This is a genomic window from Chryseobacterium sp. X308 (genome assembly GCF_020733145.1).
Classification (GTDB): Bacteria; Bacteroidota; Bacteroidia; order Flavobacteriales; family Weeksellaceae; genus Chryseobacterium; species Chryseobacterium cupriresistens.
In genome coordinates, this window is sequence record NZ_JAJFZH010000016.1 from 12,207 (window position 1) to 33,714 (window position 21,508).

At 36.3% G+C, this 21,508-nt stretch carries 19 protein-coding genes and 1 tRNA gene; 10 read left to right on the forward strand and 10 right to left on the reverse strand.

Features of this window, described 5'->3' with window-relative positions; all coding sequences use genetic code 11:
• Positions 1 to 26 precede the first annotated feature (26 nt).
• Entirely contained in the window at positions 27 to 290 is a 264-nt protein-coding gene (locus LIV57_RS16270) for a hypothetical protein (protein WP_227943456.1), read from the reverse strand.
• A gap of 365 nt (positions 291 to 655) precedes the next feature.
• On the opposite strand from LIV57_RS16270, the gene LIV57_RS16275 reads away from it, so the two are divergent.
• From LIV57_RS16275 to LIV57_RS16305, 7 genes are all read left to right on the forward strand, one after another.
• The gene (locus LIV57_RS16275) at positions 656 to 1,114 is read left to right on the forward strand and encodes a GtrA family protein (protein ID WP_110010710.1); all 459 of its coding nucleotides are present in this window, start codon (positions 656 to 658) and stop codon (positions 1,112 to 1,114) included.
• A 3-nt stretch (positions 1,115 to 1,117) separates the two neighbouring features.
• Positions 1,118 to 1,855, forward strand: coding sequence for a lysophospholipid acyltransferase family protein (locus tag LIV57_RS16280; RefSeq protein ID WP_227943457.1), 738 nt, complete (start codon positions 1,118 to 1,120; stop codon positions 1,853 to 1,855).
• A gap of 30 nt (positions 1,856 to 1,885) precedes the next feature.
• Entirely contained in the window at positions 1,886 to 3,331 is a 1,446-nt protein-coding gene (locus LIV57_RS16285; RefSeq protein WP_227943458.1) for an MFS transporter, read from the forward strand.
• Between the two features lie 94 nt (positions 3,332 to 3,425).
• Complete coding sequence (locus LIV57_RS16290) at positions 3,426 to 4,385, forward strand: DUF3810 domain-containing protein (RefSeq protein WP_262908369.1); 960 nt, start codon at positions 3,426 to 3,428, stop codon at positions 4,383 to 4,385.
• 1,100 nt (positions 4,386 to 5,485) lie between these two features.
• Entirely contained in the window at positions 5,486 to 7,000 is a 1,515-nt protein-coding gene (locus tag LIV57_RS16295) for a thioredoxin domain-containing protein (protein WP_227943459.1), read from the forward strand.
• A gap of 190 nt (positions 7,001 to 7,190) precedes the next feature.
• Positions 7,191 to 9,386, forward strand: coding sequence for a peptidase domain-containing ABC transporter (locus LIV57_RS16300; RefSeq protein ID WP_227943460.1), 2,196 nt, complete (start codon positions 7,191 to 7,193; stop codon positions 9,384 to 9,386).
• Between the two features lie 312 nt (positions 9,387 to 9,698).
• Positions 9,699 to 10,997, forward strand: a complete 1,299-nt coding sequence (locus LIV57_RS16305) for an HlyD family secretion protein (protein ID WP_227943461.1) — start codon at positions 9,699 to 9,701, stop codon at positions 10,995 to 10,997.
• Positions 10,998 to 11,405: 408 nt separating this feature from the next.
• Here LIV57_RS16305 and LIV57_RS16310 read toward each other — a convergent pair.
• The 7 genes from LIV57_RS16310 to greA form a co-directional block, all read right to left on the reverse strand.
• Positions 11,406 to 11,479 (reverse strand) — tRNA-Met (locus tag LIV57_RS16310).
• Positions 11,480 to 11,523: 44 nt separating this feature from the next.
• Positions 11,524 to 12,816 carry a TlpA family protein disulfide reductase gene (locus tag LIV57_RS16315; RefSeq protein ID WP_227943462.1) on the reverse strand — a complete coding sequence of 431 codons (1,293 nt, stop codon included), beginning with the start codon at positions 12,814 to 12,816 and terminating at the stop codon, positions 11,524 to 11,526.
• Positions 12,817 to 12,877: 61 nt separating this feature from the next.
• Entirely contained in the window at positions 12,878 to 13,099 is a 222-nt protein-coding gene (locus LIV57_RS16320) for a signal peptidase (protein WP_110010702.1), read from the reverse strand.
• 5 nt (positions 13,100 to 13,104) lie between these two features.
• Complete coding sequence (locus LIV57_RS16325; protein WP_227943463.1) at positions 13,105 to 15,075, reverse strand: T9SS type A sorting domain-containing protein; 1,971 nt, start codon at positions 15,073 to 15,075, stop codon at positions 13,105 to 13,107.
• Positions 15,076 to 15,149: 74 nt separating this feature from the next.
• A complete protein-coding gene (gene clpX, locus LIV57_RS16330) occupies positions 15,150 to 16,337 on the reverse strand; it encodes an ATP-dependent Clp protease ATP-binding subunit ClpX (RefSeq protein ID WP_110010700.1) in 1,188 nt (395 codons plus the stop codon).
• A gap of 68 nt (positions 16,338 to 16,405) precedes the next feature.
• A complete protein-coding gene (locus LIV57_RS16335) occupies positions 16,406 to 16,795 on the reverse strand; it encodes an HIT family protein (RefSeq protein WP_110010699.1) in 390 nt (129 codons plus the stop codon).
• A gap of 58 nt (positions 16,796 to 16,853) precedes the next feature.
• A complete protein-coding gene (gene greA, locus LIV57_RS16340) occupies positions 16,854 to 17,324 on the reverse strand; it encodes a transcription elongation factor GreA (protein ID WP_002981731.1) in 471 nt (156 codons plus the stop codon).
• A 109-nt stretch (positions 17,325 to 17,433) separates the two neighbouring features.
• Between greA and LIV57_RS16345 the strand changes: the two genes are divergently transcribed.
• From LIV57_RS16345 to LIV57_RS16355, 3 genes are all read left to right on the forward strand, one after another.
• Positions 17,434 to 17,889: a hypothetical protein gene (locus LIV57_RS16345; RefSeq protein WP_227943464.1), complete on the forward strand. Its 456-nt coding sequence runs from the start codon at positions 17,434 to 17,436 to the stop codon at positions 17,887 to 17,889.
• A 9-nt stretch (positions 17,890 to 17,898) separates the two neighbouring features.
• On the forward strand, positions 17,899 to 18,348 hold the full coding sequence (gene dtd / locus LIV57_RS16350) for a D-aminoacyl-tRNA deacylase (RefSeq protein WP_227943465.1): 450 nt from the start codon (positions 17,899 to 17,901) through the stop codon (positions 18,346 to 18,348).
• A gap of 249 nt (positions 18,349 to 18,597) precedes the next feature.
• Positions 18,598 to 20,256, forward strand: a complete 1,659-nt coding sequence (locus LIV57_RS16355) for a S8/S53 family peptidase (RefSeq protein WP_227943466.1) — start codon at positions 18,598 to 18,600, stop codon at positions 20,254 to 20,256.
• A gap of 86 nt (positions 20,257 to 20,342) precedes the next feature.
• Here LIV57_RS16355 and LIV57_RS16360 read toward each other — a convergent pair whose 3' ends face one another.
• Entirely contained in the window at positions 20,343 to 20,855 is a 513-nt protein-coding gene (locus tag LIV57_RS16360) for a hypothetical protein (RefSeq protein ID WP_137905297.1), read from the reverse strand.
• Positions 20,856 to 20,915: 60 nt separating this feature from the next.
• The gene (locus LIV57_RS16365) at positions 20,916 to 21,455 is read right to left on the reverse strand and encodes a hypothetical protein (RefSeq protein WP_227943467.1); all 540 of its coding nucleotides are present in this window, start codon (positions 21,453 to 21,455) and stop codon (positions 20,916 to 20,918) included.
• Between the last annotated feature and the right edge of the window lie 53 nt (positions 21,456 to 21,508).

A 21,508-nucleotide genomic window follows, 5' to 3' on the forward strand; every position in this document is an offset into this window, starting at 1 on the left:
AACAACCTGGAAGCTGTCCAAAATCATTAATGTTTGATTTGTGTGTTTTTTTCGTTGAATTGTAAAAGCCAATCTTCTATTTCATCTTCAAGATAGGAAGTCTGTAATTCCATTGCATTGATAAAATCATCAGGCACCGGCTCGCCAGTGGAGTTTTCAAGATTCCACAATTCGTTTGACATATTTTCATACTCTGAATACACTCTTTTGAAGCGGGAATTTTCTTTCTCAAGAGCCTCAATATTTTTCTGTTGAAGCTGGAATTTTCTGTATTTGTTTTGACGTTTCATACAAATATTATTAATAATTGGGTCATAAAAAAGTTGGAGTATATGCTCTTAACCGTGCACTACAAGATAGAAAAAACCATCAACACAAGGAGTTGAAAATGAATTTATTATCAGGTCTTTATTACATCATTCTGAATATTAAAATTAGAAATAATTTTTATTAAAAAAAATATTTTAACAACTTTTTTCAGTGTTTAACATATAGTTATAAATTTGCATATTCATATTGTAAAGCGATATAACTGCCGGGATTTCAAAACCGTTATAAACAGAAGAAATTTTCTAAGGTGTTTATATGATGAGAGATAAATCAGCCCGGCAGGCTGTCTGATATGTACAAAGATGTTTAGTTTTATACTTATTAAATGAAAGAAATACTCTTACGCCAGAAACAGGTTTTGTTCTTCATCATTGCCGGAGGACTGAGTGCCATTGTAGAAATAGGAAGCTTTAAAATTTTCAGCACCTATCTTCCGCACTTCTTTGTAAAGGAAACCAATTTCTACGGAGTACACTATCCTTTAAGCAACATTTTTTCCACGAGCTGCGGGATTATTACCAATTATTTTCTGAGCATATGGTTTGTGTTTGAAAGGGGAAAACATTCGAAGAGAAAAGAATTTGCTTATTTTATGGTGGTATCTTTTTTTTCAACATTACTCAGCTTAGGTTTTTTCCAGGTATTTTACAGTTTCGTATTTAAAGATAATATCAATTTATTTTTTTATACCTTGAGCCCGGAAATGATCAGTAAAATTGCAGCAATATTGCTGGTTTCCATTCTGAATTATTCGATAAAAAAGAAAGTAATTTTTAACGGTTAAGCTGTGACAAAAATTTTAAATTATCTCTGGAGATTCTGGCTGCTGCTGTTGGCATTTTTTCTGACAGTCATTATTGGGATCCCGGTTTACATTTTATCCTTTAATAAAAAGCATTATAAATACGGCTATAAACTGGTCAGAATCTGGTGTTTCGGTATGTTCTACGGAATGGGTTTCAGGTATGACCTGATTAAACTTTCGGAACAGGAAAAAGATAAGAATATCCCTTATGTCTTTATCTCCAATCATACGTCTATTATGGATATTATGCTTGTATGTATTCTGTTTCCTGATCATCCGATTTGTTTTGTAGGAAAAAAAGAACTGGTTAAGATTCCTATTTTCGGAACTATATATAAAAGGATATGTGTAATGGTAGACAGAGCGAGTGCAAAAAGCCGTGCAGATGTTTACCGAAGATGCGCAGAGAAGATGGAAGAAGGCAACAGTATCGCCATTTTTCCTGAAGGCGGTGTACCGGACGACACTTCTATTATCCTGGATGATTTTAAGGACGGTGCATTTATACTGTCTTCAAAACATCATTCTCCTATCGCTGTTTATACCTTTGTGGGACTTAAAGAAATGTTCCCTTTTGAAAACTCAAAAGGCTTTCCCGGAAGGGTAAAGGTATATTTCAATGGCATCATTGAGCCTGCAGATTCTCCAAAAGACTCAAAAGCAGAGGCTTATGAGACAATAAAAAAAACCTTAATCAGGTATTCCGTTGAAAGGAAATAGTTATATTTGTTTGTGAAATCTATAATAAATATGTCAAATTATTCTAAACAAACCAATTGGGCCCAATTCATTCCGTTGGTTACTGTATTCTTCTTTTGGGGATTTGTAGCAGCCAGTAATGATATTCTGATCCCTGTTTTTCAAAAAGCCTTCAATCTATCCCAAACTGAAAGTATGCTTGTACAGATATGCTTTTATGTAGCGTATACTGTAGGTTCTTTAATTTATATGCTTGTATCAAAGAGCCTTAAACAGGATTTGATCAATAAAATCGGATATAAGAATGGTCTTATTGTGGGGCTTCTGATTTCCGCATTGGGAACCTTATTGTTCTACCCGGCTGCCAATATGCATTCTTTCCCTTTAATGATCTCAGGATTATTTATTGTAGGTTTAGGATTCTCTCTTCAGCAGATTGTTGCTAATCCGCTTGCTATTGAAGTAGGTCCTACGGAAACGGGATCTCAGAGGCTAACAATGGCAGGAGGGATTAATAACTTAGGAACTACTATTGGACCGCTTATCGTTGCATTTGCTATTTTTGGATCTGCAAGTGCTGCCAACACGGAAGCAAGTATAGAAAGCGTAAAAACACCTTATCTGATATTAGGAGCAGCTTTTGCTCTGGTAGCTTTAATGCTTAAATTCTCTTCTCTTCCTGCGGTGACTCCAACAAACACTGAGGACACCGATGATGCAACTCCGGGAGAACATAGAAAGTCAGCATTCCAGTATCCTCAGTTGGTGATGGGAATGATCGCTATTTTTGTGTATGTAGGGGTAGAAGTTTCCACAGCCAGTAACCTTCCGGCGTATATGGAAAAAAGCTTAGGATTTGAAACGAAAGAGGTAGCACCTTATATCTCTTTATACTGGGCATCATTAATGATTGGCCGTTGGACAGGTGCTGTAGAAGCATTTGACGTCAATGCAGGATCCAAAAAGATCCTAAGATTCTTAGCTCCTTATCTTGCATTCGGTGTATTTTTATTGGTAAACGCTATTGCCGATCATGATCTTTCTCCATTCTATGTATATGGGTTTATCATTATCGCAATGATTATCTGTGATATTTTAAGCAAAGGAAACCCGGCAAGAATGCTTCTGATCTTCTCTCTGGCAGGGATTACAGCTCTACTTATAGGGATGTTCACTACAGGAATGGTATCTGTATATGCATTTACCAGTGTAGGTCTTTTTTGCTCTACGCTATGGCCATGTATCTTCGCATTGGCTATCAACGGACTTGGAAAACACACTAACCAGGGTTCAGGATACCTTATCATGATGATTATGGGAGGAGGTATTGTAAGTGTTATACAGGGATATGTTGCAGATATTACCAATATTCATTTCAGTTATATCGTAGGGGTTATTTGTTTTGCTTATCTTGCATTCTATGCGATCCGTGTAAGTGGGATTCTGAAAGCCCAGGGCATTGATCTTGATAAAATATCTAAAGGAAGTGGTCATTAATATAACAACAAATATATATAAGAAAAAGAGGTTTTGGGCAGGTGTATTACTTGCCCAATTTCTTTTGTTTTATGGATTTTCAAAATCCAAAATAATGATTTCTTTTTTTGAACGCTTTTTTGAATTTCAGAAAGAGCTTCATCAGGTGCTGTTCAGCTGGGTTCCATTTTCTGTCGGGGATTTGATCTATATTGTGCTGGGAGCTTTTCTTTTATACTGTTTCATCACTTTATTCAAAAAGCAGCAAAGGAATGATTCGATGATAAAAATTCTTATCGTCATGAATGTCTTTTATTTTATTTATCAGATCTTTTGGGGAATGCTGTATTTCCAGATCCCGATTATTAAAAAACTTTCCAGCCAGGATGAGCCGGATATAGGAAAAGCAAAAAAACTGGCTCTTGTTTACCTTGAAAAATGTAAGGCAACACGACAGTATGTACAGGAGGACAGCAACGGAGTATTTATAATCACTAACCTTACATCTATTCAAAAGGAAATCCTGAATCAGCAGACAAAGCTGCCTTCTTATATTTCCGATAAAAAAGCTCCGGAGATACTGGACATCAAGCCTAGTTTATTCAAAAATGTAATGAGCTTTACTGGAATTCTAGGTTATTATAATCCTTTTACAGCTGAAGCCCAGTACAATGCTGAGCTGCCTCATACTTTAATCCCATTCACCACAGCCCACGAAAGTTCACATCAGCTTGGCTTTGCCAGAGAGCAGGAAGCTAATTTTGTAGGGTACTTAATAGGCATTCACTCTGGTAATCCTGAGTTGAGATACAGTACTGAATTTTTCACTTTAAAAAGTCTTTTAAGATATATTGTGGAAGAGGATCCTGGGTTTGTAAAGAATATTCTTCACCAATATTCCCCGGCTATGAAAAGAGACCGTGCTTATGAAAAAAGTTTTATTTTTCAGCATCAGGGATGGCTTGACGAATTCTTTGGATTTACTAACAACCTGTTTCTGAAAAGTAATCAGCAGGAAGGTTCTGTTACCTATTCTTACTTTATTGATCTTCTCTTGAACTATGAGAAAACATAAAAAAAGAATCGTATCAGGCGATACGATTCTAAAAACACAAATGATGAAAAAAAATTTATTACCTTGACTTGTTCCCTCATTCAAGGCGATGTAAAAGTACGACATATTTTATAAATACAAAAACATTTCTATCCTTTTTTAAAACTTTATGAAAACTTTATGATTTTTTAAGTTTTTTTGAGTTCATTTCTGTTTGTTACAAATTACACAAAACATCGACATTCAATAAACAAAACAGGCATAAAACACTATATGAGTTATAAAATAACCATAAAATAAAACATTTGTTTACATAAAAAACATTACTTCTAAGCATTATTTCCTATGTTTTAAAGTTGGAGTTATCTTCAGTATTTTATATGATATTTCTAAAAATCTGAACTTCAAAATCACAGGATATCCTGATATAAAATCCACTCATTTTTATTTCGATTCCGTTTATTGTCTCAAAATAGGAATTTCTACATAACTGTCATTATACCATTTGATCTCCAAAGGCTCTTTTAGCATCAGCCATATTGCTAAATAATCCAGGTTGAATTAAAGTCCGCAAAGATTGTCAATTGTTACATTTCTATAAAAGTCAATCGAAATACCAAAGAACCTTGCGTATATACTCTTGTAAAGGCATAATGTTACACTTCTTTATTTTCTTAATTCATTCCACCAATGCAATCCTATCAGGAACGGATAATAAATTATCCAAAATTGATCAATTCCGACATGCTTTTCTTGCATTCCCAGAGTTATGAATGCATCTTTGTCTCAGGTAAAAACACGAAATACTTTTTCTAATAAGATCCTTTTACTTCCCACAGGCAACATTTAATATACGCTTAACCATGAAAACTTTAGAATACCTGCCTGTGGGAAATGGATCTTTCCTTCTTAAAATGATCCCGCTTAAAATAGTAAAACATCAATTACTCAAAGAATAACACAAAAGGCATATTACAGAAACTGCTTTCCGTATCCGGATTCAAGAAATAAAATACTGAAGATCAAATAAAATCTACCAACATCCGTTTATATCTCACTAATAAAGGAGATTTTTTTTTGTATATTTAAAACATCTGTGTATTTTAGATAAAAATATTAATATGATTTTTGACAAACTAATCAACCATCTAAAACTAGATAAACAGGAATTTATTTTCCAGTTCAACTCTCATCCCAATTACCCATCTGCACTGGCATTCAGTGACACACTCAACTTTATGGGTGTAAAAAATGACGCTTATGAACTTGACAAAGAATATTGGGACGAACTCCCGGAGGAATTTATTGCCATTGTTGAGAATTCATTCTCTCTTGTAAAAAAGTCAGGAAGCAATTATTCAGTATATTCGGAAAAAGCAAAAACTTTCGGTAAAGAGGAGCTTTATAATAAATCAACGGACTTTGTATTATTGTTTGAAAAAACAGAAAATGCAGAAAGCAAACTGACATTCAATTTTAAGCCGGTCCTTTATATTATTTTTGCTGCCGTTCTTGCTTATTCTTTGATAAGCCAAAGCATCTATGAAGCTATATTCAATCTTCTTTCGTTAGCAGGAGTTTATATTTCTCTGGAAATTTTCAACCAGAAATTCGGAAACACCTCTACGGTTATCGGAAGTATATGCGGAGGCGGAGGTGCGGCAGCAAGCCAGACAGCCAACTCCTGTGATAAAATTATAAAACAGGATAAAACCAGTATTCTGGGTTTAAAATTTGCAGATTTTTCTCTGATTTATTTTACAGGACTCGCTGTATTAGGTCTGTTCTTACCAGCTACAGCTTATATTGTAAAAGGATTTACATTCGTTTCTGTACTTGCCATCGGGTACTCTCTGTACATTCAGGCATTTGTAGAAAAAACATTCTGCAGAGTATGTCTTTTGATCATTTCAATTCTTGTAGGCCAGATTGTAGTAAGCAGTTTATTTTTTGAGAACCTGTCATTCAGTGTGGGAACTCTTTTATTGACTGTCATTCTGTGGGCTCTTGTATTTTCTGCAGTTATTTATTTTAATACTCTTCTTGAGCAAAAAGAAACGCTGCAGAAATCGAATGCAAAAAATCTCAGATTCAAAAGAAACTATGAGCTTTTCAAAAATCAGATGGAACAAAATCCAAAAATAGAATTTCAGGATACTGAAACTTTTGCTGTTGGAAAAAGGGATGCCAAGCTTCGCATTTCTATCGTTTCCAACCCGTACTGTGGTTTCTGTAAAGATGCGCATAAGTTGGTGGAAGGACTTTTGGAGAAATACCCTGATGATATTTCATTGCAGATGAGATTCAATTACAGCCCGGACAGAGCTCCAGAAAAATATACACAGCTTATTTCAGATTTAACTCATATTTATCATAACAAACCTGAAAAAGAGTTTTTACACGCTGTTGAAGAATGGTTTGAAACCAAGGATGAAGGCAAAATCAATGCACTTTCCGGAGGAAAAGTAAATTCAGAAAATCTGGATCCGCTGATAGAGATGTCTAAAGAAAACAGTAATGCAGGATTAAGCTTTACGCCAATCTTTATCATCAACGGATATCAGTTCCCGGATAAGTATGATCGCGAAGATATCACCTTCTTTATTGATGAATTAATCGAGGATGATGAGATTTAACAAATAAATCTTCTTCATTTAAAAATTTCACTATCTTAGGAAAAACAAAATAACCATCTGAAAAGATGTAAAAGAGTAGAAAAACGGTGATCAATGGGACTATTTCCAGTTTACCATTTCATTGAATTATAATTGAATTAAAGCAAAAATGTCGCCATAATTTGGCGGCATTTTATAATGAGTAGTAGTTTTGAAAAAAAAGTTTCCTTTTTATAAGCAGCCAGATACCAAAGACTGCGGTCCTACATGTCTTAGGATCGTAAGTAAGTATTATGGTAAAAGTATATCCCTGCAGCAGATTCGTAACCTCTCCGAAACCACCCGTGAAGGAAGCAGCCTTCTTGGGCTGAGTGATGCCGCAGAAAATCTGGGATTCCGGTCAATGGGAGTCCAGATCGATTTCAATACCCTCACAGAAGAAGTTCCTTTCCCATGTGTGGCACACTGGAATAAAAATCATTTTGTTGTTGTATACAAAATTGACAAAAATAACAAGGTATATATTTCAGATCCCAGCTATGGACTGATCACTTATACCAGAGAAGAATTTATCAAGTCCTGGATCGGAGAAAATGCCAACGAAAATACAGAAGAGGGAATTGTCCTGATCCTTGAAACTACTCCTGCATTCTTTCAAACAGAATTTGATGCAGAAGAAAGTAAGGCAAGTTTTACATTCCTTTCCAAATATCTTCTAAAGTACAAAACACTTGTTATACAGCTTGCGATCGGACTTTTAGGAGGAAGTTTACTTTCCCTTATATTTCCGTTTCTTACCCAAAGTATTGTAGACGTTGGGATCCAGAACCAGGATATTAATTTTATCTATGTAGTTTTGCTTGCACAGATTATGTTATTCCTGGGAAGAATGGGAATTGAAACCATAAGAAGCTGGATTCTTCTCCACCTTTCAGCAAGAATTAACATTTCGATCATCTCCGATTTCTTTATTAAATTGATGAAACTTCCGATAAGTTTCTTTGATACCAGGATGACAGGAGATATCATGCAGAGAATTAATGACCATCACAGAATTGAACAGCTTCTTACAAGTTCTTCATTGAATACATTATTCTCACTGGTCAACCTTATCATTTTCAGTATTGTCTTACTGTTTTATGATTACAGGCTTTTCCTTGTTTATCTTGTTGGAGCAGTATTGTATATCGGATGGATCAGTTTCTTCCTGAAAAAAAGAAAAGAACTTGATTACAAGAGATTCTCTCAGGTATCTCAGGAACAAAGTAAAGTCATCGAGCTTATCAACGGAATGCAGGAGATCAAAATGCATAATGCTGAAAAACAAAAACGATGGGACTGGGAATTTCTTCAGGTAAAACTGTTTAAAATCAGGATAAAATCTTTATCCTTAGAACAATGGCAGTCTGTGGGAGGTAATTTTATCAATCAGATGAAAGATATCCTGGTGAGTTTTCTTTCTGCTAAACTTGTTTTAAGTGGGAACCTTACTTTGGGGATGATGCTTTCTGTTCAGTATATCATCGGACAGCTGAACAGCCCACTTCTTCAGCTTATCGACTTTATCAAGCAGACACAGGATGCTAAAATCTCTCTTGAAAGATTGGGAGAAATCCACGATAAAGATGATGAAGAAGATAAGAATGAGCAATATGTTACCGATGTTCCGAAACAAGATATTGAAATCAAAGATATGTCGTTCAGATATATTGGTTCCGATGTTCCGGTTTTTGAAAATCTCTGCCTTACGATACCTTATCAGCAAACGACAGCAATTGTCGGGGCCAGTGGAAGTGGAAAGACAACTTTATTGAAACTGCTGATGAAGTTCTATGATCCTGATCAGGGTGAAATCAGAATCGGAAATACCAATATGAAAAATATTTCTCCAAGATACTGGAGGGATCATTGCGGTGTTGTCATGCAGGAAGGATATGTATTCAATGACACCATTGCCAACAATATTGCTGTTGGTGAAGATCATATAGATAAACAAAAGCTGAGACGTGCTGTAGAAATAGCCAATATCAAAGATTTTATTGAAAGTCTTCCATTAAGCTATAACACCAAAATCGGAAATGAGGGCGTTGGAGTAAGTGGTGGTCAGAAACAGAGACTTTTCATTGCAAGAGCTGTTTATAAAGCTCCTGAATATATTTTATTTGATGAAGCTACCTCTGCACTGGATGCCAATAATGAAAAAGTGATCATGGAAAACCTTGAGCAGTTCTTTAAAGGCAAAACAGCAGTGGTGATTGCCCATAGACTTTCCACAGTAAGACATGCAGACAAAATCATTGTACTGGATCAGGGAAGAGTGGTAGAAGAAGGAAGCCATGCTGAGCTGGTAGACTTAAGAGGAGAATATTACAGATTGGTAAGAAATCAGCTTGAATTAGGAAATTAACCAAGATAAAGCCACCATATAGCGGAATCCGAAAAGCTTACAGAGTAGGAAAAATAAAAACTAATAGTAATCATGAAAAATCTTAAAAAACTTTCGAGAAAAGATTTGACATTTGTCAGCGGAGGTGTTATTATTCCGGACAACAACTGCTGTGGATCCTGGTGTCTAGGCAGCTGGGTACCATGCCGCATAAAGCACTTTGAATGCCCGCCGGATGCAGATACTTCGCCACCATCATGGTATGACGGGAACTGCCCAATTATTTAAATTATATTCCCCCTGAAATATTGGGGGAAATTTTACTACATAACAATGAAAGAAGACGTTTTAGACAATATTGAACTCCGCTCAGAAAGCGTACAGGATATTCTTACCCAGCCGCCGCATTGGATGATCCGCTGGGGAAATACGGTGATATTTATTATCCTGCTATTGATTCTCTTAATGAGCTACATTATAAAATATCCGGAATTTGTACCGGCTCCTATTATTGTGACTTCTCAGAATCCTCCGGAGAAAATAGAAGCACGAACAAGCTCTAAAATTGAAAAAATATTCATAAAAGACCACCAGGAAGTTAAAAAGAATGATGTCCTGATGGTGATGCAGTCTGCAGCCAACTATAAGGATATTTTAGAGCTTAAAAAGCTGGTAGACTCCATCACCCCTGATCAATTATACTCCTTCCCTATTGTCCAGGCTTCAAGATTTAAGCTTGGGGAATTACAGGGTGAATACAACAGTTTTGCAAAAGCATTCCAGGACGAAGCCCTTTTTACAAGATTACAGCCATACGCTCCCGAAAATCTGGCGGCCAATCAGAGTATTTCAGAATATAAAGTAAGAATTGCCACGTTAAAACAGCAGAAAAACCTGGAGTCTATAAAGTATGATCTGACTAAGAAAAATTTCAACAGATCTCAGGAACTATTTAATCAGGGTGTTATCTCTGCTATGGAACTTGAAAACGAAAAAATCAAATATCTTCAGGCTCAGCAAAATCTTGAGAATATTAAAATTTCCATATCACAAATGGATGAAGGGATCTCCAACCTGAATAAAACCAAAAGCGGAACTGCCATTAACACAGAAAAAGACAGAATTACCTACTCGTCACAAACCCTGCAGCTTCTTGAACAGCTGCGAAAATCTTTGAAACAGTGGGAGCTGAACTATTTGGTGATCTCATCCACAGACGGCGTTGCCAGTTTTCAGCAGTTTTTTGGCGAGAATCAATTCGTAAAGGTAGGAGAACCTATTCTTTCTATTCTTCCTAAAAATAAAGAGCAGTTGGTGGGCAGAATGTCCGTACCTACAACAAACTCAGGAAAAATAACTCCGGGTGAAAAAGTTCTGATTAAACTGGATAACTACAGATTTCAGGAGTACGGTATCATCGAAGGAAAAGTACAGAACATCTCCCTGATTCCTGATGATAAAGGAAACTACTATGTAGATGTGATTTTGCCAAAAGGGTTAAAAACAAGCTACAATAAAACACTTACATTCGATAAAGAGCTTAGAGGCAGTGCAGAGATTGTCACACAGGATCTGCGACTGATTGAAAGATTCTTCTATCAGATCAGAAAGCTGCTCGGATATCAGGTTTAATAAGCTTTTAAAAAACATTAAAACCGTTTTACAGATGCGTAAGACGGTTTTTTTTATTCTTTATTTTTAAGATGGCCACTTCTATGATTCTATTTTCCGGAAACGCAATATACTTTTCCTTTTATACAGGCCATTACAGCCATAATTCAGCGAAACAAAGGATTTCCTATTACTGACAGTAAGATCATCAAAAAAGGACAGCAAAAAGGCGAATATAAAAGAGATAATAACGTCAGACGAATAAATGATCTCAGTACTAACGCTGAAAAGTATAATTATTCCCTTAATACTCCATCAGAAGACCTAAATTATTAAAAATAAAATTTAGTTGAAAGAATTAAAGAGTAAAATATTAATTCTTTTAAAAGTAAAAACCGCAATCATTGGTGTAATGATTGCGGTTTATTGTAGCGAAGACGGGAATTGAACCCGTGACCTCAGGGTTATGAATCCTGCGCTCTAACCAACTGAGCTACCTCGCCGTTTTGGTGGTGCAAATATAGAAAATATTTCTTTACCTCCAAAATTATTTTACCTTAAAATATTCTAAAACATCTCCAACATGATCTGGTTTGCTGATTATCTTATTGTTAGCATCCAAAATAAAATACGTCGGAGTTGCATGAATATTATACAAATCTGTGTAACTGCTGTTCCATCCTCTCAATTCTGAATCATTCACCCAGGGAAATGCAGCGATTTTTTTGGTATATGAATTCTTATCCACATCCAAAGACAGTCCTACAATCTGGATATTTTTTGATTTCAGGTCATTGTATTTTTCCAGAAGTTTCGGAAGTTCACTTTCACAGTGTGAACATGTGGACGACCAGAAGACAACGACCTTTTTATCTGCTTTAATATCGTGTAATGATTTGGCAGTGGTATTAACAGGTGACTGGAACTTATAATTAGGGAAAACAGCCCCCATTTCAATATTGGCGTTCGATTTCAACGTAGAAGCAAGTCTATCGTTAATGGTACACTTAAGGTTTTTGGCAAGAGACAGATATTTACTCTTATATTCATCCATCTGATAGACATCAAAAATATCAATCAATTCTGACAATACAGTCTGCCCTCTTGGAGTTTCTACTTTTAAACGATCCAATAACTTATCAACAGACGCCGTAACGTTTGTATTCCCTCCTGAATTCAGATAAGCTACCAACAAAGGTCTTAATAATGATGAGCTTTCAAGCATATCACCTGATTTGTCCAGAAAGTTGATTATTTCTTCCTGATCTACTTTTTTCACGGCATCAGGAGAGTTGGAAAGAAACTTGCTGTAATTCGTATTGTAATAAGCAATAAACGGGTGTTGCGCTGCATCAATAGAGCTTGATGCACCGGAAAGTCTGTCAATTTCTGTTTTCAGCGCTTTTCCAAAGTCGGTATTATCTTTATAATATTCTTTAATCTGTGCTAAAGCCGGTAAAATAAGCTCTTTCTTTTGTGAACCCTCCTGTTGTTTACTCATCAGATTATTGGCTTCATCCAGATAGATAACATCCTTCACTTTATTATTCTGAATATCCAGTTTAAAGTTGACATTTTTATTTTCAGAAATAAAGCTTACGGTATTATTGGAGCCAGGGAAATAGACTTTCATCATCCCCATATAATGGCCCGGATATTTAAAAGTCCACGTACTATTCTTACTCTGTTCTTTAGTAACAATAATATCTTTCGATCCGTTTAATGTATATAAAATAGCGTCCTGATCTTTAAAATCTGCCGGAGTCTGAATTGTAACAGTAAATTGAGCCTGCAGAGCAAATGCAGTTAAAACTGCAGATAGCATATAAATTTTTTTCATATAGTAAAAATAAAAAAACTCCCTGACTAATCAGAGAGTTTAATATTATTTTAATAAAATTTTATGCTTTTACGCTCTTGTACTTTTTTGTAAAGTAAACAATAAATCCAATTGCTACGATACCAAGTACATATACATACATATCAATTGGTGAGGCAGGTGACCCGGTACCATTTCCTCCATTTCCTCCTCCTCCCGGGATTGCTGGTTGTGGTGGAGCGGCATTTGCTAAAGATACAGCAAACAGGAAAAACGCCAAGACTAGCTTATTAATAGTTTTCATGTGGTTTATTTTAAGATTTTAGTATTAACAGTTTCTCCCTTATCAGAAACGATTTTTACAACATATGAATTTTTAACTGAGCCATCAAGCTCGATTACAAAATCTCGGGATGTTTCAACCGCTTTTTTAGAGATTACCAGTTTACCGCTCATATCATAAACTTGAATGTCCGCTTTTTTCCATTTTGGATCAAATCTAACAATGTAATTTGTAACTGATGGATCGTAAACAACAAGTGTTCTGGAAACACTAGGAGCTGTTTTATCTACAGCCAAAGTAATATTACTTGGCTCACCATAATACAAGTTAGCTTCTTCATTTGTTACCGCTACAACATCTCCTTGTTTAGCCTGTACTAAATTTCCATTTTCCGCTTTATAGTAGAAACCAATTCCTGAAGATAACTGGTGTGTCCCAGCAGGAATAAGTTCTGCATTTTCTCTGATCTCGAACTTATAAGATTTAACCTGGTCAAGTTTATAGTTAACTAACTTAACATTTTTACCTTGGAAGTTACTCTCATTAGCTTCGTTAATATATAACCAATAATTAGTATAATTGTTATCATACCCACCATTCAGAGCTTCTTCATAAGTACCAATAATTCTGGTACCCGCTGAAGCCTGAACTGTTGTAGCTGTAGAAACCTGGTGTCCTGTTGTAAATGATGGAGAAACCACATAATATGTTCTGGAAATCTCTTTCCCATTAGCATCAAGACCGATTACCCCAAGCTGTTTCACTGTACTGTTTGTACCTTTACCAGCCATTCTGGCTGCATTTACACCGTTAGGAGTACCTGCTGCTCTTGCTGTTGATTTGAATCTTCTCAGTGTATTAAAATCTAAAGTCTGAGCTGTATTGTCTCTTAACTTTATTTTAAATGACTGCATAGGTTTCATTACTACATTATCTACATCTCCAACAGCTGGAGCAACACCATCACCTGTAGTAACAAAAGTAACCACCTGAGCACCTGTAGCATAAGTAGAACCACCAGGAAGTGTAACAACAGTACCCGGGTTATATTCAATACCCCAGATATTTTTTACAGCATTTCCATCTGATCCGGTAACACTTTCAGTATATCCGATATTAGATAAATCTAAATTGGTAAGGAATGGGTTACCAAACTGATACCAGTTTTGTCCAAATGTTCCAGCCCATGCGCTTGTAGTAAACTCAAAACTGTCATCTAAATAAGTGTTGTACTTTTCGTTGTAAGAATTCACAGCGTTACCACCAGCTCCGAATACTACATTAGAAGGTCCCAAGTTAGATTTTCCTCCATTCTGCAATGTTACAGTTCCAGCTAACGGAGCATATGGCTTCCCGTTAATATTGAATACTGTTCCGGTTGCAGGTGTGCTTGGATTCCAATCATTATTGGTAACTTTCAGCATATAATATCCCGGACCATCAGTAGTTGTCGTTGCCAAATTTGTAAAATGTGCAGAAACTGCATTAGCGTTGTCCCACTTAAGAATTGGATTGCTGTATCTACTCGTATTGAAAGTCTTACCAACTTCAGTAGATAATGAGCTTAAAGCTTTACCATAGAAAGGCAAAGCAACTTGTTGGAAATAATTACCACTACCATTACTTGTAGTTCTGTATTCTTTGGTTACAATACCCGTAATGTTGGACTGGGATAGCCCATCGATGTACAGCTGGCCATACGTGGAAGTAGCAAAAGAAGCAGGGGTATTAAGTCTTAAGATGATATTTCCGCCATCAGTCTTATCAGCACCGCTGGCATCAATTGTTTTTAAGAGATCCGTACCAGATCCTACAACCATGATATTTCCATGCACGTCCAAAAGGCCATTACCCTTTGTTTGTACACCTCCACCGCTATAAACTAGGGTGCCTTCGCTCACATACATATTAGCATTAGTGTCAACATGACATAGTATCTGCGCCTGAACAGAATAACTAATTGCTAAAAGACCTATAGCAAATAAACTTTTTCTCATTGTATAAATTATTTGTGTGTTAATACAATCTTCACCCGCAAAGGTATTATTATTTTTCTTAAAAAAAAAATTTTTTATCTATTAATCAAAACATTATCTTCATTTAAGATGATATCTTTCTCCTCTCCTATTGAAAACATGTAGTCTTCTAGAACTTTTTCGGTGGTCCCCCTAAGGCCTCTTGCACCTAGCCCTTTTTCAATAGTTTCTTCTACGATTTTTTCAATGGCTCCGTCTGTAATAACCAAATTTGTGCCATCCATTTTAAAAAGTTCCACAAATTGATTCACGATAGAGTTTTTAGGTTCCTTCATGATTCTTACCAGGGTCTCTTTGGTGAGTTTATCGAGGTAAGTGATGATTGGAAATCTTCCTAAAAGTTCGGGAATTAATCCGAAAGTACGAAGATCAATTGCATTAATATTTGTTAATATATATTCGTCTTCGTCTGTTTTATTGATTTTTTCAGAGCTGAACCCGATGGCCTGCTTGTTCATTCTTCTTTCGATGATTTCTTTGATTCCGTCAAAAGCTCCTCCTGCAATAAATAAGATGTTCTGAGTATTAACCTGGATGTATTTCTGATCCGGGTGCTTTCTTCCTCCCTGCGGCGGAACATTCACAATACTTCCTTCCAGTAGTTTCAGCAATCCCTGCTGTACTCCTTCTCCGGAAACGTCTCTTGTAATACTTGGATTGTCTGATTTTCTGGCAATTTTATCAATCTCATCAATGAAAACGATTCCTTTTTCAGCTTTTTCCACATCATAATCTGCCACCATAAGAAGTCTTGAAAGGATACTTTCAACATCTTCTCCTACATATCCAGCTTCTGTTAAAATAGTAGCATCTACGATACAGAAAGGAACATTAAGCTCTCTGGCAATCGTTTTTGCCAAAAGGGTTTTACCTGTTCCGGTTTCCCCTATCATGATAATATTTGATTTTTCAAGCTCCACCTCCCTGTTTTCGTCCTGGGCGTGAAGTAATCTTTTATAATGATTATATACAGCGATTGAAAGCTGCTTTTTTGCCTGATCCTGTCCAATCACATACTGATCAAGGAATTCTTTGATCTCTTTTGGTTTTTTAAGCTCATCCATGCTGTCTGCAGGTGAATATCCTGTTTTGGATGCACCATCTTTTACGATCGCATGTGCCTGCTCTATACAATTTTCACAAATAAAACCATTCTGCCCGGAAATCAGCATCTGTACTTCATTTCTTTTTCTGCCGCAGAAAGAACATTGGTTTGAGTTCATATGATATAATATATATGTATATGTTAAAGAAAATCGTAAAAAATTACTTTTTTACGATTTTCTGGTTGTTAAGAATTCATAATTGAGTGTTGAATCTCTGTATATTCTTCGTTCGTTAATTTTAATCTTTCATTTCTGAAATTCATATCTTCCATCTTATTTAAAGGAATCAGATGGATGTGCGCATGAGGAACTTCAAGTCCCACCACTGCTACTCCTACTCTCACACATGGAACTGCAGTTTTGATCTTCTTGGCTACCTCTTGGGCAAATCCCCAAAGGTTTTTGTATTCTTCACTTTCAAGATCAAAAATCAAATCCACTTCTTTTTTAGGTACAACTAAAGTATGTCCCTTCACCAAAGGCATTGCGTCTAAGAATGCAATAAAGTTTTCATTTTCTGCAATCTTATAAGAGGGAATTTCGCCATTAATGATTTTCGTGAATATAGTGCTCATTTTATCAGAAGTTTGGGTTTAGATATTTAGAAGTTTAGAAATAGAAAGGGATATCAGACTATAAAGAAATGTCTAATACTTCGAAAGACAGTTTGTTTCCGTTGGGTAAAGTAATTTCAGCAGTTTCACCAATAGCTTTTCCTAACAGACCTTTTGCGATAGGTGTGTTCACAGAAATCTTCCCTGTCTTCAGGTCGCTTTCATTATCCGGTACCAATGTAAATACCTGCTCCTGCTTGGTAGCATTATTTTTAAGTTTCACTGTTGTTAAGATTGAAACTTTTGAAGTATCTAATTGGCTTTCATCTATAATTTTAGAAGTAGAAATAACATCTTTCAGCTTGGAAATTCTCATTTCAAGCATCCCCTGAGCCTCTTTAGCCGCATCATATTCTGCATTTTCCGATAAATCTCCTTTATCTCTTGCTTCTGCGATCTGCTGAGTAATTTTTGGTCTCTCCACAGTTTCCAACTGTTCCAGCTCAGCTTTCATTTTCTCTAGGCCCTCCTTAGTTACATAGCTTGCCATAATTTTCAAAATTTAGTTTTAGTATAAAAAAATAATCCGACATTTGCCGGACAATGTTTTCGTGTTGTAATCGTTTAATTTTTACAAATATATAAAAATTTAAATTGAAATGAAAAAAACTTTTTCAATCTTATCCATTTTCAGTTTATTGATTTTCAGTAATTTAACCATAAACTCATGTGGAAGCAGAGAAGATACCGTCAACTGCTTTCCCAATGTTCCTATCAATGTATCACTTAATTTAAACCTGCCTGCTTACTATGTTTTGAACAATATCAACGGCTGGATTTATGTGAACGAGCAACAGTCAGGAACCAGAGGGTTGATTATTGTCCGGACAGCTAACGGATTTAAAGTCTATGACAGAAATGCTCCGCATATATGTCCTGGTAGCAATACAACTCTTGAAGTAAAAGATAATATTGCCATTATATGTCCTGAGGATAATACCAGATGGATTTTAAGTACCGGACAGCCGGAATCAGGCGCAAAAACGTCTCTGCCGCCTAAAACCTATCCTTACAGTTACGATGCGGCAAGTAAAACCTTAAATGTTTATTATTAAAATTATAAGATGAAGATCGTTATACAAAGAGTCTCTGAAGCCAATGTAAAAGTAGATGGAAAAATTGTAGGTCAAATCGGGAAAGGGCTTATGCTGCTGACAGGTATAGATGAAAATGATGAAAAAGCTGATGCAGACTGGCTTGTACAGAAGGTTTTAAACCTTAGAATCTTTGGTGATGAAGATGACAAGCTTAATCTTTCTGTGAAGGATATTTCAGGAGAAATTCTTTGCATCAGCCAGTTTACATTAATTGCAGATTATAAAAAAGGCAACAGACCTTCTTTCATAAAGGCAGCAAAACCGGATAAAGCTGTACCGCTTTTTGATTATTTTAAGGAAGAAATAGCCAAATCGGGATTAAAAACCGAAAGCGGAATCTTTGGGGCCGATATGAAAGTGTCCCTGATCAATGACGGGCCGGTAACTATTGTAATGGATTCTATTACTAAAAGTTAAACAGAAAAAGACAAAAGTTCTATATAACGCAATCCGTTTCAATACATTGAGACGGATTTTTTTGATACACGGGTACTCAATAGTCCTTTTTAAACCTGGCAGGTTTATTTTTTGTAAGCAAAGAAATCCTTTATACAAAAGGCAGGACTCAAAATGCAAAAATAAATTCACAAAAACGTGATTTGTTTTCATTTTATTATTATTTTTGGTATAAATCAAAACTGATTTACAACCATTTAACAAAATTGTATGAAAACAAAAATCAACCTTTTCGCATTGTTTGCGTTCTGTTCTACTCTGTCATTCGGGCAGGACAGCCAGCCCAAAATGGCTACTGAACAAAGTTCAATTATTTATGTTTGCTTTTCAAAAGGCATCAATTCAGAAAAAACAGCCTTCAGCAGAAACGCTGATCTGGAAAGATTTTCAAGAGAAAATCACATCGCATTCAAGTATGATCTGGACTTCACAGACAGCAAACTTGATGAAATGGCCAGAAACAGCAAGGCTATCGGAAATTCCACGGAATCTGTGGAAAAACTGAAAAGAATTTATAAGGCTGATATTCCTCTGCAAAATAAAGAAGCCTCAGAAAAAATCATCCATACCCTGGAGAGCTTTCCTGAAATAGAATATGTTTCCGTAATGAGTGCCGAACCTATCGAACCACCTTTGGTAAATGCTTTTGTAGCAACTCCTGATCTGGAAAGCCTGCAGACCTACCTGAATGACAATCCGGGAATCAACGCCAAATATGCATGGTCCCGAGGAATCACAGGACAGAATATCCGTGTGCGGGATGTAGAATATGGCTTCTATAAAACTCACGAGATGCTGTCTAATCAAAACTCCATACAACTGGAACCGGGATATTCTCCGAATGCCGGGCTGGCCAATAATAATTACCGTGATCACGGAACGGCAGTAGTAAGTATTTTAGGTTCTGTAAAAGATAATATTGGTCTTACAGGTGCAGCCTACAATACTTCTGAAATAAAAGGATACATGGAATGGACAACTGTAGGTTATAACAGAGCTTCTGCCGTGAGCAGATCCATCAACGCTTCTCAGGCGGGCGATATTATTTTATATGAAATGCAGACTGGCGGAAAAGACGGGCAATATTGTCCTGCAGAATATGATAAAGTAATCTGGGATCTTACCAAAGCTGCTACTGATTCAGGAATCATTATTATCGCAGCGGCAGGTAACGGGAATCAGAACCTGGATGACCCTTTTTATGCTACCTATCTTGCAAGAGGAAACAGCGGAGCTATCATTGTAGGAGCAGGATCTCCCAATACTACCCATTCAAAATTAAGTTTCAGTACTTATGGAAACAGAGTGGATGTACAGGGCTGGGGAAGCAGCGTGATGGCAGCAGGTTATGGGTCTTATGCGAAATATGACAATGATAACAACAGAACCTATAATTATTTCAGCGGCACCAGTTCTGCTACGCCGGTGGTATCTTCTGCGGCAATTTTGATCCAGTCTTACTATCGTCAGACTACAGGTCAGTACTTAACCCCTTCAGCGATGAAAAACCTTTTAATTTCAACGGGGATTCCTCAGGGAGGAACTGTGACCGGCCAAAAGATCGGGCCTCTTCCCAATGTGAAGAATGCGATTCTTCAGCTGGAAAGTAAATTGGCAACACCTGTTACAGCTTTGCCTGCATTGGAAGTTAAAATCTACCCTAACCCGTCCAGCAGCTCTATCGCTATTCAAAGCGGTGAAAATAAAAAACTGGATGTAGAGATTATTAATCTTCAGGGTCGTACGGTTATCAAAAATTCAGTTTTACCAAATGAGAAAATTGATATTTCACAATTGCCGACAGGTCAGTATATTATTAATATTAATGAAGGACAGAGAAGGGTTGTTGAGAAATTAACAAAACTCTAAAATAAGATTTTATATACATTTTACTTCACATTAAACCCTCTTACAGAATACTGCAAGAGGGTTTTTAGATAGTATTTTTTATGCACTTATTGTGCAGGAACACTGCTGAAATTCAGCGCTACTTTGATGTTCATATCTGAAGAGGTCTGATTTTTCAGCTCGTACACTGTTCTTACTGTTAAACCAGAACTTTTTACAATTTCATCCAGAAATCCGGTATCATTAAGATCAAGATTTAAGCTGGAAGAATTGGTGGAAATATTGGAGCGCGAAGCGATGAGTCTTTCTCCTGTTCCGTTGGATGAAACGTATATTTTCACAGTTTTAAAAGCACTCAGATTTCCTCCTGACGGAGAAGCTACAGAGATTTTCGCATCTGAAATTCTTACGTCTTTAATCTTTGCATTGTTATTTCCTCCGAACCAGGTCTGTACATTGGTAGCTGTTGCAGTGGAAGAAACTTCTTTATCTGCAGGAACTCCCGTAGACACCAAAACATTCGTTGTGTATGGAAATGTATTCTGAACCAGCGACTGTACGGTTCCGCAACTTACGAGTACAGCTGAAGCGGCCATTGCTGTTAGAACTATATTTTTCATAATTTTTAAATTTTAAACTTAAAGGTTAGTTTGCAGAAATTGTACCAAATTGATTGAATTTTATTCCACCGTTACCGTAAAACTTCCTTTTGTATTTCCGGAAGCCATGTTACTTTTCCCGATAATCAGCCATATTTCACCTTTTCCGGGAGTATCATAGGTGATTTCTCTTCCGAAAGGCCCGTCATAATTTCCGTTTGGAAGTCTGATCTGATTGAACCGGATATTGAAGTCCTTTTCTTTGGTAGAAATTTTTGCTTTGATGTTCGGGCGGTCGTAGTGGGTCAGTTTTAAAATAAAATCCTGATCATCTTTTGTAAATTCTTCTCCAATGGTAAAAGGCAGCTGATTAGCATCCGCCGTTCTTATGATCTGTCCGTCTTTTTCATTTCTCATTACCCCTTTTCGCAGAACTTCCTTAGTGGCCGGAGCATTGTTAATAATGGAGTCTTTCTTTCTTAATGCTGCAGAATCTGTTTTTACCACAGAATCCGGCATTTCTGTTACCACTGTAGAATCCTTCTCCGGAACGTTTGTCACAGCAGGATCTTTTTTACAGGCAACAATAATCAAAGGAATTAACAATAAGCTTTTTTTCATAATAATTATTTTAAGAATAGATCAACATTGATTATGCTGAGCTCATTTAAATG

Bases quoted from the DNA above. Each gene is read 5' to 3' on its own strand.
- LIV57_RS16270 (WP_227943456.1), bottom strand. From the start codon at position 290: ATGAAACGTCAAAACAAATACAGAAAATTCCAGCTTCAACAGAAAAAT.
- LIV57_RS16275 (WP_110010710.1), top strand. From the start codon at position 656: ATGAAAGAAATACTCTTACGCCAGAAACAGGTTTTGTTCTTCATCATT.
- LIV57_RS16285 (WP_227943458.1), top strand. From the start codon at position 1,886: ATGTCAAATTATTCTAAACAAACCAATTGGGCCCAATTCATTCCGTTG.
- LIV57_RS16290 (WP_262908369.1), top strand. From the start codon at position 3,426: ATGATTTCTTTTTTTGAACGCTTTTTTGAATTTCAGAAAGAGCTTCAT.
- LIV57_RS16295 (WP_227943459.1), top strand. From the start codon at position 5,486: ATGATTTTTGACAAACTAATCAACCATCTAAAACTAGATAAACAGGAA.
- LIV57_RS16305 (WP_227943461.1), top strand. From the start codon at position 9,699: ATGAAAGAAGACGTTTTAGACAATATTGAACTCCGCTCAGAAAGCGTA.
- LIV57_RS16315 (WP_227943462.1), bottom strand. From the start codon at position 12,816: ATGAAAAAAATTTATATGCTATCTGCAGTTTTAACTGCATTTGCTCTG.
- LIV57_RS16320 (WP_110010702.1), bottom strand. From the start codon at position 13,099: ATGAAAACTATTAATAAGCTAGTCTTGGCGTTTTTCCTGTTTGCTGTA.
- LIV57_RS16325 (WP_227943463.1), bottom strand. From the start codon at position 15,075: ATGAGAAAAAGTTTATTTGCTATAGGTCTTTTAGCAATTAGTTATTCT.
- clpX (WP_110010700.1), bottom strand. From the start codon at position 16,337: ATGAACTCAAACCAATGTTCTTTCTGCGGCAGAAAAAGAAATGAAGTA.
- LIV57_RS16335 (WP_110010699.1), bottom strand. From the start codon at position 16,795: ATGAGCACTATATTCACGAAAATCATTAATGGCGAAATTCCCTCTTAT.
- greA (WP_002981731.1), bottom strand. From the start codon at position 17,324: ATGGCAAGCTATGTAACTAAGGAGGGCCTAGAGAAAATGAAAGCTGAG.
- LIV57_RS16345 (WP_227943464.1), top strand. From the start codon at position 17,434: ATGAAAAAAACTTTTTCAATCTTATCCATTTTCAGTTTATTGATTTTC.
- dtd (WP_227943465.1), top strand. From the start codon at position 17,899: ATGAAGATCGTTATACAAAGAGTCTCTGAAGCCAATGTAAAAGTAGAT.
- LIV57_RS16355 (WP_227943466.1), top strand. From the start codon at position 18,598: ATGAAAACAAAAATCAACCTTTTCGCATTGTTTGCGTTCTGTTCTACT.
- LIV57_RS16360 (WP_137905297.1), bottom strand. From the start codon at position 20,855: ATGAAAAATATAGTTCTAACAGCAATGGCCGCTTCAGCTGTACTCGTA.
- LIV57_RS16365 (WP_227943467.1), bottom strand. From the start codon at position 21,455: ATGAAAAAAAGCTTATTGTTAATTCCTTTGATTATTGTTGCCTGTAAA.